Here is a 16,078-nt window from a genome sequence, read left to right as displayed (position 1 = left end):
TACTACAACGTCAGATCCATCGAAGATATTGAGGATCAATTTACCAAATGAACAGTTTGATATTGGCGAATTCATTCGTTTGAGGAATGCCAAACTCGACTCAGTCATACGGGTTATGACAATGACCGTTATATTATTTTTATTCAGGGTCCAAAAGGCTTGTTCTACATGCGTTTAACCGCACGATTAACCGTCATCTCAATCACAAGACAAAGCGACAACCATATTCAATTAGTTGATATGTATCTTATATACAATGTTACTAATATTCACCTTGAATAAGCTATGGTACGCCGTGCGTTTGAACTCCCTCACGAAACTCATACGTGATTATTATGATATGTGATGCACGCCGTATTTTACGTTAGAGAGTCATTAATCGGAAATGAACAAACACCCGCTAATTAGCGGGTGTAGTGGTTAACAAATGGATGGAATTTAGTCTGCCTAACGGCTAGTGAACAACAGATTTGCACCAGAGTAACTCAGGAACATCGCACTCGCTCTATTAAAGCGACGGACCATTTTCGGCTTGGTGAACCAGTGTCTAAGGTATAGGCCAAACAGTGCATAGATAGAAATTGCTAACATCTCTAAGACTATAAAAGTACAACCCAACACCATGAACTGATGGTCGACATCCAAAGCAACATCGACAAATTGCGGTAAAAAAGCAGTAAAGATCAGAATCGCTTTCGGGTTACCCGCTGCCAAGGCGAATTCCTGTTTAACCAATCCAACAAGATTGGTTCTATCGCTATTATCACTCACCGGACTCGACTCAGAGCGCCATAAATTAAATGCCAGCCATAGAAGATAAAGCGCACCAAACAGTTTGATGGCGAAGAATAGGGTTTCAGAAGCATAGAGCACCACCGCGAGTCCCGATGCAGCCAACGCTATCATAATTGCAAACGCACTGACTCGTCCTAACCCACCAATCAGTGCTGATTTAAAACCATAGCGGCGAGCATTGTTCAGCGACAGTAAGTTATTTGGTCCCGGTGTCATGTTTAGGGCAAAACAGGCTGGAATGAATACAGCAAGCTTCCATAACTCCATGATGTTTCCTTATTTAATTTCTCTGCATTCTCTGGCTTGCTTTTACAAACCATCAATATCACCCGCTAAACTATCTTCTCTGCCAATGCCTTAGTCAATACTTTGGCTGATACTTCACGACAGCCTAAGGTATTCTGTCCACACCAGAGCGGCGTAAAGTCATCACTTGACTGTTGTTCCGCCACGCCACGTAACTGAGTCATTTCAATTGAGGCATATGGGAAATCAGGCACCGTATCACTCATTGGACCTAGTTCTTTGATGGCACGATTGACAATTCCCCGAGCGGGTTTTCCTGAGAATATATTAGTTAATGCTGTATGTAGTGATTGATCACTTTTTATCGCAGCACGGTGCAAGGCTGAGGTTTTCGCTTCATCACACAATAAGTAAGCCGTACCGACTTGCGCTGCCGTCGCGCCCATCGACAACACTGACTTCACTCCCAGACTGTCACCTATTCCACCAGCCGCAATCACTGGTACCTGTACGCGATCCAGAATTCTTGGTAACAAAGCCATTAAACCCATTTGAGTAGTCAAATCGTCTGACATAAACATTGCTCGGTGACCGCCAGCTTCAACCCCCTGGGCGATAATAGCGTCCACTCCTTGCTGTTCTAGCCACACAGCCTCTGCCACTGTCGTCGCTGATGACACCACTTTGGTTCCCCAGCCTTGCACTCTCTTTAGCAACCCTTGTTCTGGTAGACCGAAATGAAAGCTGATAATGGGTGGTTTAAAAGCCTCAATAGCATCGGCAATGTCGTGACTGAACGGAACACGGCTGCTGCCGCTACTATTAGCTGGCGACTCTAGTTTGAGCTCGTTGAAGTATGGTTGAAGTGCATGTTGCCACTGTGATTGACGCTTCTCATCATAAGGAACAGGTTGGTGGCTAAAGAAGTTGAGGTTATATGGCAGATCAGTACCAGCCTGAATTGCCATGATCTCATCGACTATCTGATCAATGCTAAGCATTCCACAGGGTAACGAACCCAGCCCACCCGCTTGACTAACGGCTATCGTCAAAGCGCTGCCTTGCACACCTGCCATTGGAGATTGAATAATTGGTAACTCTGTGCCGAGTAAATCTTTAAAATCTTGATACATTGTCTTCCCTTACTAAAACCTATTTTGAACTTCCTGCCCATTAATCGGCTAAGACATTACTAGCAATACTTTCCCTATACGAGCGCAGCCACTACCATTCTGATTGCGAGCAAGGAGATCATCCACTTGATGATCTTAATAATTTTGTCGTTGTTCGCCGCTAACCTCAGCTTAGTACCAACAAATGAACCAACCACAGCTCCAATTACCATGTAGCTAATCAGAGTGACATTTGAGAACAGGCTACTCGTTAGCGTAAAGTAGACCGGTATTTTGGCAAAGTGGCTGATCGTCATACACATTGAACTTGTGGCAATGATTTGGTCTTTTGACTTGAGCTGCTTGGTTAGCACCGCTAAGACGATTGGTCCTGTCGCCCCGACGACCAAGCCAAGACCGGTTTGCACAAAGCCAAGCAGATAATAACTTTCATATTTGCTGATCGCTGCGGAAAAGCGCGGGCTCCAAAGATTCAGCAACATATACAAACCAATTGCCACAGGTATGTAGTCAACTGGAATATAAGACAATACGCTGACTACGATAACAGAGCCAATAATCGAACCAATTAGAAATGGTCGTAACAGTCCCCATTTGACATCATTGAGAGAAAAGAGTGTACGAGACGAGTTGCTCGCCAATTGAGTGATGCCGTGCAAAGGTATAATCAGGCTTGGACTAATAAATGCAGGCAGTATCGCCATTAGTAGCATCCCGCCACCAAAGCCAAACACACCTGCAATCATAGATGTAAAAAAGGTCACTGCCCCGAGTAAAAGATCGATATCCGCTGCTCCAATTTTATTAGTGCTGTTTTAAGTCGAAGCTTTGTGAATGGTCTTGCTCGATCAGCTGTTGGATAAAGTGGAAGGTAGCAAAAAAATTATCTTGATAATAAGCGCACTCACCAAGTTGAAGATCAAACTGTCCCTGCTGAGCCCGGGTGCGCAATTGCTCAAGCCCTCGCTTTAGGTTCTCATCAACTTTAAGTACCTCCAGATAGTTATCAGAGGTGAGAGTAGACGCGGATAAGGTGCCATCACAGAAACTTGTACTACTACTGATTTCACTAATATGAATAGGCCGTGTCTGCTGATGCTTTGCCAGACTGTCTGACTGATTAATCCTATGTACCAGATAACCATGCCTGAGCAGATAGGAGCTAATGTAGTTACTCATAGCCGCAAATATAATTACGTCATCGCTGAGTCCGTTATAGCAGTCACTCCTTTTAGCTCCAATCCTCATCATAGAGGAAAAGCCGCTATCAAACTCCTCATCACATTGAGATACTTGCAGTTCACCTTGACGATACAGGGTATCCAGATGCTCCATTTGCTTAATCTTGCCATAGATCTTCGCGGTTTTAAGTAAGTTGTTGGCGTGTACCAACGCCACTAACCCGGCACTATCAAGTACCTGCTGATGGCTACTTAAATACGCGTTATGTATCTCTCTATGGTTAGGCACAGCATACTCTCCTATATCTGTTGCCAATCTAATCGGATAATGGGCTAACTTGTGCCTACTCTGTAATGTGATAGAAGCGCTCTACATTGACCGTGATTTCTCCCCAGTAGGAAGCCTTAACTCGTCGCTGGTGATACTCAAACGCCGCCTTATCGACAAACTCTTCATACACATCAAATCGTAACGGGTTGTCGCTGTTTTCACTGACATTAAAAGTAATACAGCCGGGTTCTTGCATTGTGAGTCGCTTATGATTAACGAGTTCACGTTTAACCTGTTCGAGATCTGATGGCGGCACCATAATGTACCCCTGTAGTGTCACACTAGACATGCATCTCCCTATATTGCTGTCATTCGTTAACCAAGACTCAATTACCTGACGCTAAATTACTCTATCACATCGAATAAACGGGTCGATATAGCTGGCTTTTTAACCAAGTCACAAGATTGGTAAATATTATCTAATTTAGAAATGAATGAATTACCTATAGAGTGAAGTCATTAGACTCGAAGGTCAGCGCTTGACGTTCGGACTTTAGCCCTATCTAGGGTCGTTATCGCTATTAACGCACTGCTTTTTGTCTTTGGCCAAATTAGCTAATGCGGTTGCCTCTGTACGCTCCATCTCTTGGTAGGCTTCAAACACATCGCCATCTTTATAGCCCGCAAAATAAAGTGCACTCTGAATGACCAAGGTAAAAAAGGCCAGTACCAAAATAATAAATGGAATGACACCAAACAGATCTAAAGCTAACAGTAGTGAACTTATCACTACTGCTATCGCTGACAGTATCGCTTTGTTTTTGCTATTAAGAACCATTGATCGACTACTCCGCTGATTAATGAATAATCATCATATAATCACCCAGTTGCGCATTATGATATTCAACTCACAAATACATACCAGCGACTGTTCCATTTTTGCAACACATCGCCACTGCCGATAAAAACCAACTAAAGCTGCGCGCCTTACTATCGATTAAACAAGTGTCTGCGATGACACTGCTTCTCTTTTAAATAAAGATACAAAGGTAAACCGCAAGAAACACCAATTGTTAGCGTACCCAGCACAGCCAGATATCTGTATCGGACCTGACTTCGGGCGCCATCGACTAGGATAAAAGCTAATAAGGCGACTGCTGCGACCAACACATCTAACCATGCCATCACGCTAATTGGGTTTACCATGGCTTCACTCAGCAATAACGGAACATCGAAACCATTGGCTAGTAACCAGGGTACAAGTGCTCCATAGGGCAATAGCACGCCCGCCAAAGTTACAACCAAATAAAACATCGCCATATCACCGTCCTTGTCATTGATAAGTAATCCGTTTATGACATTCAAGCTAACCGATTGTGCGTATGGAATTCAAGAGATATGGAGATAGCTCCTGGCCTGCCCGGTAGCTTCTAGCGCAAGTCAGATATAGTCATGGTGCCTATTACGAATGTTGCTTGAGCATATGGACGAACTGAGGGTCTTCTCCAATGACCTCAAATCCCAACCTGCTATACAGCTGCCCTACTCGATTGCCTTGCAAGTAACAGAGCTTAATCGGTAATGAGTGTTGACTCGCCAGATCAATTACTGCTCTCAAAACTTGGCTACCAATCCCTTTACCCTGGTAGTGAGGTAACAGGAAAAAGCGACCAAAGTAGAGGTGTTCAGGGTGGAGCTGTACTAAGTAACTCCCCACAGCAACACCATCGACTTCTATTATGGTCGGTTTCTGTTCCAGGAACTCTTTATGATGGATTTCCCTTTGAACAGTTTCATCCCAACCAAACACCGCCTTGATAGGCTCATATTCCGCTGCTTTCTTTAGCTCGAACAGGAACTCATAGTCACTATTCTCAGCTTTACGGGTTTTGTACAACTTGCTCTCCAAATCTAGAAACGACCCATTTTTACCTGCACCACATAAGCTATCCGAGAAGTGGAAGCGCCAAAGCATCGATTCGTAGCGTACCGTCGCTCTAGCTAGCTTCATTATTACTGCTTGAGCCGAGGTCTCAAGGGGTTATCTGTAGTTGAGTTAAGTATCTCTCAACATCTACCTGATCAATCAACTCATCGGGTAAATACTTCTTAGCATAAGAAACGTAAGCACCACTGGTAAGCAAAAGAGCAAAAACTTCCTTATCTATATGACCGCCGAGCGCCATCTTGAACAGTATGTTGACCGCCTCGTTCAATGACTTCGCTTTCTTGTAGGGGCGGTCTGCTGCCGTTAAAGCCTCAAATATGTCCGCCACGACAAGAATTCTCTCAGGAATAGATAACTCTTCTCCCTTTAACCCACGAGGATAACCCGTTCCTTCCATAGTCTCATGGTGAGTTGTAGCATACCTAGGGACACGTTTAAGCTCTGGTGGAAAAGGAATACTCTCAAGCATCTTGATACCGCTTATCATATGCTCATTGATTTTAAAGCGTTCTTCTGTTGACAACGTACCACGCTGAACCGAGAGATTGTATAGTTCACCATGATTATACAATACATCTGGAACCTGCATATTAATGCCAAACGCAGGATCAACTTCAAATGGCTGCTCACGCTTGACGACATGCTCAGGCTGATCACTCAGAAGCTTCTCTCTATTCGGAGTCGGCTTAGTTTGGTATAGAGTCTCTTCCAGTGGCGATAAACCTAGACCACTATCAAAGTAACGAGTCCACTCTTTCTGCGCAAGTTGGTGCAAGCGTTCGATATCTTGCTGCGACATAAACTCGCCACCCACATTTGCATTAGCAATAAACTCAAACTGTTCCGTTAGTTGGTCAAATTCTTTTCGCAGCGCTTGCTCTGATTGTCCATCAACACCCAGCTCACGCAGTCTATCGTTCAGATACTCAATCTGAGCATCTCTCCACAGCACTTCAAATCGCATTCTTACTTCATGAATGCGGTTGTAGTTAGTTTCCAGTTTACTGCCTTTATCAACTACATACTCTGGCGTGGCAATCTTGCCGCAATCGTGCAACCAGGCGGCGATACGAAACTCGCGTCGCTCTTCGTCATTTTCAAATTTAAAGCTATCAAAACTCCCTTTGCTCGACTTTTCAGCCGCTTCCGCTAACATCAACGCGATTTCCGGCACGCGATTACAGTGACCCGCGGTATAAGGTGATTTCTCATCGATCGCTCTGGCGATCAACTGAATCATCGAGTCAAAAAACTCGTTTTGTCTCTGTTCAAACTCCTTAAAAGAGTGACTACCTCTCATTACAGAAAGGCCAAGTTGGTGAATCTCTTCAATGCGCGAATGGACTCTTTGTACTTGGTCGTAATCACGCTGTTTAATCCGTTTAACTTGCCTTCTAAGTGATTTTATTGGGTTTGAAATCGGTAATGCAAATAGCCAGGCAACGGGTAGCAAAATAACGACCACCAACAGAGAAGCACCAGCAGCCAGTAATGTCGATTCATAAACTCCCGACATCACATAGGATTTGGGGACAACTACGGCAAAAAATCGTCGATCCTTGTAGGATAGCTTTGACACATAGACGTACTTCTCTTCCCCATTTAGCGAAATGAGTCGCACGGCATCAATAAAATCCGGGTCTTTGGCATAATCGACTAACTCAGGGTAAGGAGTAAAAGTGTATCTAGAATGGGCGACACCTTCTTGGCTCCATTTACTACCCAGCTCACGTAGCTGCTCCTCAGTAATGGTATCTACCGCTTGATCGATAATCTCTACCAATGGAGCCATTTCTTCAGGCATGACGTAATGAAAGTTGTTTGCCAATAACTCATCTTCGACCCCGTTAATCGTCAATGACTGACGAAACGACTCTTGTACCTTGCTGCGCAATACCTGTTTAACATCCAGTACAGCAACAATTTCGCCACTGACTACGCCATCAATAGCGTCATGCAACGAAGAGTAGTTAATAATCGTCATGTTTGGATAAGCCCGATAGAGATCGTCTTGGATACTCCATCCTTTTATCAACCCTATCCGCTCATTCGAAACCCCTTGCAAAGTATTGATGTCATTATTTTTTTCTAGAGTCAGCAAGGCAAATTCAGCATTATAAAGTGCACCACCTACGGATCCCGTGGTGGTAAATTCATCTAAGTCGACCAATGAATGCAAAACGTCGATATTACCATTGTGAAAATCGCGAACTAACTCGCTCCAGCTTCGACCATTAATGAATTTGAACTGTAACCCTGTCATCTGCGAAATCATTTTGAACAAGTCAATCGCATAACCTGCGGGACGTCCCGCAATGGCATGGTCAAGTGGCCCCCAATCATTCTGATTCGAAACCCTAAGCTCAGGTGTGTTCGCTACCAACTCTCTTTGTTTGTCAGTTAATTCCAGTGGTGTGACGAAAGGAATCTGCTCATTTATATCGACGCTTTTATTGGTCGCGATCAGTCGTCCATTTGCTCTATAAACAAAGGCTTCGGCTTCAGGTTGTTTATTATTGGTTATGAATCGGTTGGTCAGTTGAGTTTCTATTGACGATAGAAGTACATCAACCCCCACCACGGTACCACTACCAGGCACCGTGGTAGTAAAAGTTTCCCCTGAGAGTTGTATAGAATGAAAGAGATAGGGTTGGGTATGGTAAACCTCATTATTGCGTGCATTTTGATACCAACTGCGCTGGGTTGGATAAAAACTACTGTACCCTTGAACCTCACTTCTAACGGAAAAGTTTTTGTCGTAATAAATTGATCGCTTGCGTCGTTCTCGTTTATCTCCTTGATGGACCACTAACAACCACGCATCGCGCTCTTTTGCACCGAGTCGAGAACGAATACTGTCATCAGACAAACTGATAAGTTGGTAAAAGTCATTGTTTTCTTTAGCAATAAATACGCTATAGAGACTGGGTTCTTTCGTGACAAGCTTGGATAGTGAAACGACGATGTTTTTGTGAGTCAAATCTTCATCAAGCAAAGCCACCATTTGAGCGCCTGTTTGAGTGACATTTCCCGCTAAATTCTGCAAGTTCGAAAGGTTATTTGAGACACCTATTGCTATGGAATGATATCGATTGAGAACATGTTGCAACTCTGCCTGTTTTGCGAACTGGTATTGGACCGTAATAACAACGCTGGCCGTCACTATGGTACAAAAGACAAACATCGCACCTAAAATCACTCTTAGGGGGATCCGCTTAAACTTGGTCATAGATTATTGTTACTCCTTTAACATCAATCGATAACCGCTCTGGCAGAGTTAAGCATTTATCGCTTTTCTGTCAGGGCCTGTTAATAACATATGTGAAAATCTATAGCACTGCTTTAAATTGTTGTTCTTTGCATAATACATAGCTGCGTCCGCAAAAGTAATTAATTCTTGAGGGTTTAAGCTATCACAAGGTCCAAACGATACCCCCATACTGATAGAGAGTGGAATGAGTTTTTCGTCAACTAGCGCAGGAGGGTCAAACGCATGTTGGATCGACGTAAATAGTGAGGCGACATCTTCAGGCTGATCAATGTTCTTTAACAAGATAACGAACTCATCACCGCCTACGCGAAATATGGTATCTGATTGACGTATATTCATGCACAATCTAACCGCCACCTCCTGGATGGCCAGGTCACCGTAGCGATGCCCCAGAGAGTCGTTTATCTGTTTGAGTTTATTCAAATCGATATAGAGCACAGCGACGTTAAGACACTTTTCAACCGCCTCCTCCAGAGCCTGCGTGACTTCATCAAGTAAAGTGTGCCGATTGCGTAACCCAGTCAGGCTATCACTAACGGCTTGCTCTTTGTAAAAATCCTCCTTTTTCTTCGACGAGCAATAGAGGGTCTCTATATTCTGGGCAAGACTGGTCAACTCATCGCTCGCTGCATCACGCCTTGTCTCATTACTATGGCGCTTAGTAAAATTAAGCAAGCCATCTATAGGCCTGAATAATTTGCAGTGAATCAGACAACATAAAACGGCCCCCGAGGCAAGTATGACAACGGTTGTGCTAATAAGCGTTAACATAATCGCGCTGCGAGCACCCTGATAATTGGATATACGTATATCCAATACTTCATGCTCAAGGGATTCCAGCTGTTTTAAGTCTGCCAGCATTATCTTAAGAGATTGCTCTAACTTAGAAACATCGTAAGGTGGTTTGATTGCTGACAGTTTCGATGAGAAATCAATTAAGTTTTGCAGTTTGCTGGCCGCATGAGCAATCAAGTCATAATGTTCTTGATTATCAAAAGTGACGGATAGAGCGTCAGGGGTAAGGAGTAATAGCTCTGATCGAATATGAGTAATAGTATTAATGGTTAAAGTTATCTTATCTATATCGTCAGAATCCAGCCCCTCATGAGTCCTTAACGCTATAAGGTCAATTAAACCAACCACCTCTCTAGTCAATCTATCAACTTGCACAAGAGCTGAATTGGTATTGTTCATTAAACGGAAATTGTCACCAGCCTTTTGTTCTGCAAGCGTGAAAACGACAAGGTTAATCACTGGCAACATAACTAGTACGCCAATCATAATCATCACTCTTCGCTTGATTTTCATCTCTGCACCACATCTCACCAATAGAACTTAGGCTAAACACTCAACTACCCCTTTAGTAGTACCTAGCATAGCAGTAAATGATAAGCATTCCGTTGCACTTTTGAGAACGTGAATTAAAGTCACCTATTCGATGCAATAGTGGTAACTTAATACGAACCTTTTGTAGTAATCATTGAAGCGAGGTCTATCTGAATTGAACTGGAGATATTCTGTATAAGCCACGACATAATTGATGTTATGACTGATTTTTCGTAGATAGTGTCATCGTCATTTCTGACACACTCTCTCCGTCTATACGGTAGCAATCTGCCATTTCCCCTATCACTTCGAACCCAGATTTCAAATAGAGATTCTTGGCAGGAAGGTTGTTAGAAAGAACATTGAGATCTAACCAGTCAATCGCTGAGCTTTGCTTACAAAACTGAATTACGCGTTCAATAAGCTTTATACCGAACCCCTGATTTCTCAGGCTTGAATCAACACCCATGCCCAAAAGTACACGATGAAATTTATGCTCTTCACCGTAGTGACGTAAATCGATATGGCCAACGACTCGCTGATTAGAATCTTTAACTACCCATAGTTTTCTCCAGCCATGTTCGCCAAGACGGTGCTCAAACCCATCTCGAAACTTGGCCTTAAATTGTTCTGTAACTAAACAATTTTGTTTCGCGATTGGTTGGAAAAGTGGCGATTCATCGTCCGCATTTTCGACAAGCTGCGCGCCTATATACTCAAAGAAAGATTCCAAATCGGACCGTTTTGCTTCAACTATTTCCACGTATATTCCTTATTGTGTAACGCTGAGTTTTGTTTAAAGATTGCAGCACCCAATGTAAACCATTGTTTGTTATGCAAACAGTTAAAATTGATTACCTAGATTGTTTAAAAGGCTCTTTGGTGCCTCATGATTCAGGAAGAGGTTACTCAGGGGCTTGGCGGTATTTTCGATTTACGCAGCGGCTACAACTCGTTATGGTGAACTTGTACCCCGTAATAAAAAAAACAAAGGATGTATTTTCTTCATGAACAGTACAATAGAAACCATTCTTGGCCATCGCTCGATTCGTAAGTTCACGCCAGAGCCGATAGAACATGAACAATTGCAAACCATCATTCAGGCTGGTCTAGCCGCTTCTTCTTCAAGCATGTTGCAGGTAGTGTCGATTATTCGAGTAACAGATAGTGAGAAACGAAAACAATTGGCAGAGTGCGCCGGCAATCAGGCGTATGTAGAAAGTGCTGCAGAGTTCTTGGTGTTTTGCATTGACTATCAACGCCACTCAACCATTAAGCCAGATGTACAAGTGGATTTCACAGAGTTAACTCTTATCGGTGCGGTGGATTCTGGCATCATGGCTCAAAACTGTTTGTTAGCCGCAGAGTCAATGGGATTAGGTGGCGTATATATTGGCGGTCTTAGAAACAATGCAGCGCGTGTGGATGAAATACTCAGCCTGCCTGGTAACACCGCAATTTTGTTTGGTATGTGTCTGGGGCATCCGGACCAAAACCCAGAGGTTAAACCAAGACTTCCTATCGATGTAATTATGCACGAGAATCAGTACCAAACGCTCAATCTTGATACTATTCAGGCTTATGACCAGGCCATGCAAGACTACTACGCGAACCGCTCAAGCAATCAGAAGCAGAGCACTTGGTCGCAAGAGGTTACAGGTAAGTTAACTGGGGAGTCTCGCCCTCATATTCTGCCCTACCTGAACAGTAAAGGATTGGCCAAAAGGTAGAACAGCGGCGATCAAAAAAGGCCTTTCAAAGGCCTTTAATGTAAGCGGAAACTTTTAAGCGCACAAGTCAGCCACTCAGCACTGCCGCCGGTTACTTTTTCATCATCTTAGCTAAATCAGCAAATGGATTGTACGTTGCCCCCTGCTGTTCATCTTCGCCTGGCCTAACTTCGCTCCCATAAAGTTCATGTTCAAGGTATTTACTGTGCTCATTGTCGTGGCAATAGAGGCACAACAGCTCCCAGTTGCTGCCATCTTCTGGGTTGTTCGTATGGTCATGGTCTTTGTGATGAACGGTCAGTTCGCGTAGATTTGAGTAAACAAACTCTCTCGCACACCTTCCGCATACCCACGGATAAAGTTTTAGCGCTTTCTCTCGGTAGCCCGCTTCGTTACGTGCGTATTTGGCGCTGGTTCCGTAATGATCTGATGACATCTTTGCCCCCTAACTATTTCATTACTTTCGATGCTAGCACGAGCACAAATTGGGCACAGTGATCAAAGTTAAGCTTGATGTGACTATTAGCGGTTTGCAGTTATTGTGGTGATATCAATATGAGCAACCAAACTTGATTAAACACCCCTAAGAGTATCGAAACAACTTAGCTTCCATAATGAATGAGTTCTATTTCAGATAGTTAGCAAGTTGCTGTCAGCTAACCGAATAGATTCGAATGTCATTAGACAATTTAGATCGTATCGCTTCTCCAGCAACACCACTCATTACCACTCTGTTTCGGCCACCGGCTTTAGCTTGGTACAAGGCGCTGTCGGCCTCTTTAATAAGGGATTCGAGGTGGTGTTCCTGCTCAGAGTAAACAACACCAATACTTATCGTCATCAACAACTTAACGCCATCTGCCTCAAAATAACGCTCTGCGACACTGTTTCGAATTCGCTCGGTAATAACATGCGCTATCTCCGGAGTTACGTTTCGCAATATTACAGCGAACTCTTCGCCTCCTATACGACCGATGACATCGCTCGCTCGAATTTCACGGCAGCATATTTCAGCAAACGAAGATAAGGCCGCATCACCAACATGATGACCATATTTATCGTTAATTTTCTTGAAGTGGTCAATATCAATGAGCACTACTGCCAATGGTTGTTCTTCATTCCGAAGTAGCCTCTCACCTACTTCAAAAAAGTGGCTTCGATTACTCACTTTGGTAAGAGGATCGGTTGTTGCAGCGATATAGAGTTTCCGTTCGTAGCTATTTCGAGCAACACTGTCTTCTAGTATTATTCTCCGGACTATATAAACTGAAACCCCAAGCACGACTGAAACCAGAAGCAACAAGATAGGAAAGACTTCGTGACTGGTATTCTGGTGCTTCCAGGCTAAGTTCGCTATTGTCGCCCCTAATGCATCCTGCAAACTATAAATGTCCATTCCGGGAGCACGAGTCGTAGAATTAACTAGTGTTAAACTTGGTAAATGATAGCTTTCAGTTAGTGTTTTAAGATAATCAGCATCGACGCGCTTTCCCGCAGCAATGTAAGTTCCCTCTCTAGGCTCAGACAGTGTTTCGTCTATTAGCGGTGCCCCAGTCACTAGGTACAAGTCCTCACCTAACATAAAAAAACTGCTTGCCGTTTTGGTTTCCTGATTACTCCTTGACGATAACTCTTTCATAAAGCGCAAACTGGACGAGTAAACATCGTCAAAACTTAGCTGAACCATGTCATCTGCGATGAAGTAAAACGCCTTTTGATCACCTTCGCGAATACCAACAGTGAAGTCATATTCATAGGCATCAGCAAGATATTTACCAGTATTGACCTCGATCCAATCAGCATCTTTTTCAACGATGATTTTTGTATAGGCTTCATCCCAATAAGTATATTCAGACACTATGTGCTCTCGGTGCCTGCGTTCGAGGGTTATTGCTAACTCTACTCGTTTTAATACATCTTCTTCAGCTTGAGTATTAATCACTGAGAGAAAGTAAATTGTGCAAGCCAGCACAATGCCTCCACTCAAAAGTAGTAAAGATGAAACCAACGATGCTAGCGGACTACTGGTCTTTCTGGCACTAAACCATTTTGTACTTATCGTAATTATCGAGACTCACCCATACTCAAGCCTAGGCTACTCATTACATAGTAGTAAGTCTCTCTAGTGAGAGTAAGTAATAAGAATCTAATTGTGAGCCGTTCCAGTATTTGAGAACCGTCTCTTGCCCATCTTTGTTGAAAAGCTCACAAGGGCACCTTGTCTAATTAGTTAACCTCCAACTTTTGATACATCAATGTTCATATTGCATCCCTTCTGTTGGTCTATTCTTTCTCAATTGATGACTTCCTTACGATCAAAACACATGGAGATGTTAACGATGATTACACCGCCGAACACCAACCATACCTATCCGCGTTGTTTTAGCCATATAGGTATTTCCGTTCCAGATTTAGATGCAGCAGTAAAGTTTTATACCGAAGTTCTTGGCTGGTATCTCATCATGAAACCCACAGAGATTACTGAAGATGATTCGGCGATAGGTGAAATGTGTACTGACGTCTTTGGTGCCGGATGGGAACGATTTAGAATTGCTCACTTATCTACAGGTGACCGTGTGGGCGTGGAGATTTTTGAGTTTAAAGATCAAGAAGACCCAGAAGATAACTTTGAGTATTGGAAAACAGGCATCTTCCATTTTTGCGTACAAGACCCTGATGTAGAAGGGCTGGCTGAAAAAATTGTGGCTGCTGGGGGCAAAAAGCGCATGAAAGCGCCTCGTTACTATTATCCTGGAGAAAAGCCATATCGCATGATCTATATGGAAGACCCGTTTGGGAATATTCTCGAAATCTATAGCCACAGCTACGAGTTGCACTATTCTGCGGGGGCATATTAGACCGTTCGACCTTAACCGTCATCGCAAAACAAAGTCGCTTAAGCGACTTTGTTTCTATGACCCTAGAGCTGAACTAGGGCCATGGATTTTAGCAAACTAAACGCATCGGTTTTAGAAGCTGAAATTGAAATTAACGGCTGGTGTGAGCAGTTGTGAACGCTCATCAACTAACCTTTTTCTCTTTTCTTCTAATCGCTTAGCATTTTCTTTGTCAGGATTGTTGGCTAGTTGATTGTCGATAAGCGAGATTTCGGTATCGAGCTGTTGGATACGCTGTTGGCGTTGATATTCCTGACGACCTAATTGGTAATTTTCAAGAAATTGCTTGTTGCTGCATACGCCATAATATTCTCTGCCCTCTGCTCCCACGGTGTAACCATTGTCCGGAGAGCAATAGATGATAGTGCCGTTATCGAAGCCCTCTTTCCACCGTGCTCGATTTGGCGTCACCCCGGCTTCGTTACAATCTTCTGTATAGCTATTAATAATGCTTGGCGCATTGCCGTTTAAGCCATTTTGGTAGCCGACGTTGTACCAGTCAGCGGTTTTACATTCTTCGGGAGACATGCTGGCACAGCCAGAGAGCAAAGTGATTAACGCAAAAGGGAGTAGTGCTCTTTTCATCCGTTATTGTCCTTTAAACTGATTCTAACCAAACAGTGTATAATGAACACTGTTCATATCAATTGGTGGAATCATTGTATTCGCAAATGTGATTAGTTGTCAGTACTGGTGATAAGTTCCATTGTCTGAATGGATTTATGTCCATAAGCGTTTCACGTACGCTTATTCACATAACTCGAGCTAGGCACTTTCGTTCTAGAAAGTGCCTGGTGAAACAATTCTGGACAAAATCGTATAGAGGTACAGCCTGAACGACTTATCTAAGATTAGAAAAAGTATCTTGAAGCCATGGTAACTTGTTATACAAAATTATCTACTTGACCAATAGCCCATAATTTTCGGATATACATGATATCTAGCGCCGTAAATAAGAATCCCAGCAAGTGCTGACCAACAAGCTAGATTGATTATCTCTTGTGTAAGATTTGGCTGATCATTTGTATACAAATAAATGATCACCCAAGGAACAAATGTGATGGCTGCTGATACAAAATAATCCCCTTGTTGATACTTCATTATGAACCAAGTTTGAAGCGTCGGAATCACTACAAATCCGCCCATCATCATCATGGCTACACTCAAGAAACCAGCTAAAAAAGCCGTTACCGATGAGACTAATAAATGCAATAACAACTTAGCGATGTTATTTATCACCCACTCCTCCTTTTTGTATAATGCTTATTAGACAAAAAATT

The 16,078-nt window shown here is 43.2% G+C and carries 17 protein-coding genes; 2 read left to right on the top strand and 15 right to left on the bottom strand.

Annotated elements, in window-relative coordinates:
- Window positions 1–447 precede the first annotated feature (447 nt).
- The 11 genes from RH46_RS20270 to RH46_RS20220 form a co-directional block, all read right to left on the bottom strand.
- On the bottom strand, window positions 448–1,062 hold the full coding sequence (locus RH46_RS20270) for a LysE family translocator (protein ID WP_006881402.1): 615 nt from the start codon (window positions 1,060–1,062) through the stop codon (window positions 448–450).
- A gap of 65 nt (window positions 1,063–1,127) precedes the next feature.
- The gene (locus RH46_RS20265; RefSeq protein WP_006881401.1) at window positions 1,128–2,174 is read right to left on the bottom strand and encodes an NAD(P)H-dependent flavin oxidoreductase; all 1,047 of its coding nucleotides are present in this window, start codon (window positions 2,172–2,174) and stop codon (window positions 1,128–1,130) included.
- Window positions 2,175–2,248: 74 nt separating this feature from the next.
- Complete coding sequence (locus tag RH46_RS20260) at window positions 2,249–2,938, bottom strand: sulfite exporter TauE/SafE family protein (RefSeq protein WP_239960289.1); 690 nt, start codon at window positions 2,936–2,938, stop codon at window positions 2,249–2,251.
- 40 nt (window positions 2,939–2,978) lie between these two features.
- A complete protein-coding gene (locus RH46_RS20255) occupies window positions 2,979–3,644 on the bottom strand; it encodes a hypothetical protein (RefSeq protein WP_006881399.1) in 666 nt (221 codons plus the stop codon).
- Between the two features lie 55 nt (window positions 3,645–3,699).
- On the bottom strand, window positions 3,700–3,975 hold the full coding sequence (locus RH46_RS20250; RefSeq protein WP_040896367.1) for a putative quinol monooxygenase: 276 nt from the start codon (window positions 3,973–3,975) through the stop codon (window positions 3,700–3,702).
- Window positions 3,976–4,185: 210 nt separating this feature from the next.
- Window positions 4,186–4,464: a hypothetical protein gene (locus RH46_RS20245; RefSeq protein WP_006881397.1), complete on the bottom strand. Its 279-nt coding sequence runs from the start codon at window positions 4,462–4,464 to the stop codon at window positions 4,186–4,188.
- 152 nt (window positions 4,465–4,616) lie between these two features.
- A complete protein-coding gene (locus RH46_RS20240) occupies window positions 4,617–4,946 on the bottom strand; it encodes a DUF2834 domain-containing protein (RefSeq protein ID WP_006881396.1) in 330 nt (109 codons plus the stop codon).
- A 142-nt stretch (window positions 4,947–5,088) separates the two neighbouring features.
- Window positions 5,089–5,523, bottom strand: coding sequence for a GNAT family N-acetyltransferase (locus tag RH46_RS20235; RefSeq protein WP_040896372.1), 435 nt, complete (start codon window positions 5,521–5,523; stop codon window positions 5,089–5,091).
- A 136-nt stretch (window positions 5,524–5,659) separates the two neighbouring features.
- Window positions 5,660–8,803, bottom strand: a complete 3,144-nt coding sequence (locus tag RH46_RS20230) for an HD domain-containing phosphohydrolase (protein WP_006881394.1) — start codon at window positions 8,801–8,803, stop codon at window positions 5,660–5,662.
- 48 nt (window positions 8,804–8,851) lie between these two features.
- Window positions 8,852–10,153: a GGDEF domain-containing protein gene (locus RH46_RS20225; RefSeq protein ID WP_040896364.1), complete on the bottom strand. Its 1,302-nt coding sequence runs from the start codon at window positions 10,151–10,153 to the stop codon at window positions 8,852–8,854.
- Between the two features lie 235 nt (window positions 10,154–10,388).
- Window positions 10,389–10,934 carry a GNAT family N-acetyltransferase gene (locus RH46_RS20220; protein ID WP_006881392.1) on the bottom strand — a complete coding sequence of 182 codons (546 nt, stop codon included), beginning with the start codon at window positions 10,932–10,934 and terminating at the stop codon, window positions 10,389–10,391.
- 244 nt (window positions 10,935–11,178) lie between these two features.
- On the opposite strand from RH46_RS20220, the gene nfsA reads away from it, so the two are divergent.
- The gene (gene nfsA, locus RH46_RS20215; protein WP_006881391.1) at window positions 11,179–11,901 is read left to right on the top strand and encodes an oxygen-insensitive NADPH nitroreductase; all 723 of its coding nucleotides are present in this window, start codon (window positions 11,179–11,181) and stop codon (window positions 11,899–11,901) included.
- A gap of 91 nt (window positions 11,902–11,992) precedes the next feature.
- Here the strand turns inward: nfsA and RH46_RS20210 are convergent, their stop codons facing one another.
- Both RH46_RS20210 and RH46_RS20205 read right to left on the bottom strand, forming a co-directional pair.
- Window positions 11,993–12,337 (bottom strand): YajD family HNH nuclease, encoded by a 345-nt coding sequence (locus RH46_RS20210; RefSeq protein WP_006881390.1) that lies wholly within the window; start codon window positions 12,335–12,337, stop codon window positions 11,993–11,995.
- Between the two features lie 216 nt (window positions 12,338–12,553).
- The gene (locus tag RH46_RS20205) at window positions 12,554–13,843 is read right to left on the bottom strand and encodes a sensor domain-containing diguanylate cyclase (protein ID WP_420895503.1); all 1,290 of its coding nucleotides are present in this window, start codon (window positions 13,841–13,843) and stop codon (window positions 12,554–12,556) included.
- 388 nt (window positions 13,844–14,231) lie between these two features.
- Between RH46_RS20205 and RH46_RS20200 the strand changes: the two genes are divergently transcribed.
- Window positions 14,232–14,759 carry a lactoylglutathione lyase family protein gene (locus RH46_RS20200; protein WP_241210075.1) on the top strand — a complete coding sequence of 176 codons (528 nt, stop codon included), beginning with the start codon at window positions 14,232–14,234 and terminating at the stop codon, window positions 14,757–14,759.
- Between the two features lie 111 nt (window positions 14,760–14,870).
- Here RH46_RS20200 and RH46_RS20195 read toward each other — a convergent pair whose 3' ends face one another.
- Window positions 14,871–15,383, bottom strand: coding sequence for a DUF2799 domain-containing protein (locus RH46_RS20195; RefSeq protein WP_006881387.1), 513 nt, complete (start codon window positions 15,381–15,383; stop codon window positions 14,871–14,873).
- Between the two features lie 309 nt (window positions 15,384–15,692).
- A complete protein-coding gene (locus tag RH46_RS20190; RefSeq protein ID WP_006881386.1) occupies window positions 15,693–16,037 on the bottom strand; it encodes a hypothetical protein in 345 nt (114 codons plus the stop codon).
- Window positions 16,038–16,078: the final 41 nt, after the last annotated feature.

The organism is Vibrio brasiliensis LMG 20546 (assembly GCF_000189255.1).
Taxonomy (GTDB): domain Bacteria; phylum Pseudomonadota; class Gammaproteobacteria; order Enterobacterales; family Vibrionaceae; genus Vibrio; species Vibrio brasiliensis.
Note: the sequence above shows the minus strand (reverse complement) of the source record. Positions and strands in the feature narration are given on the sequence as shown.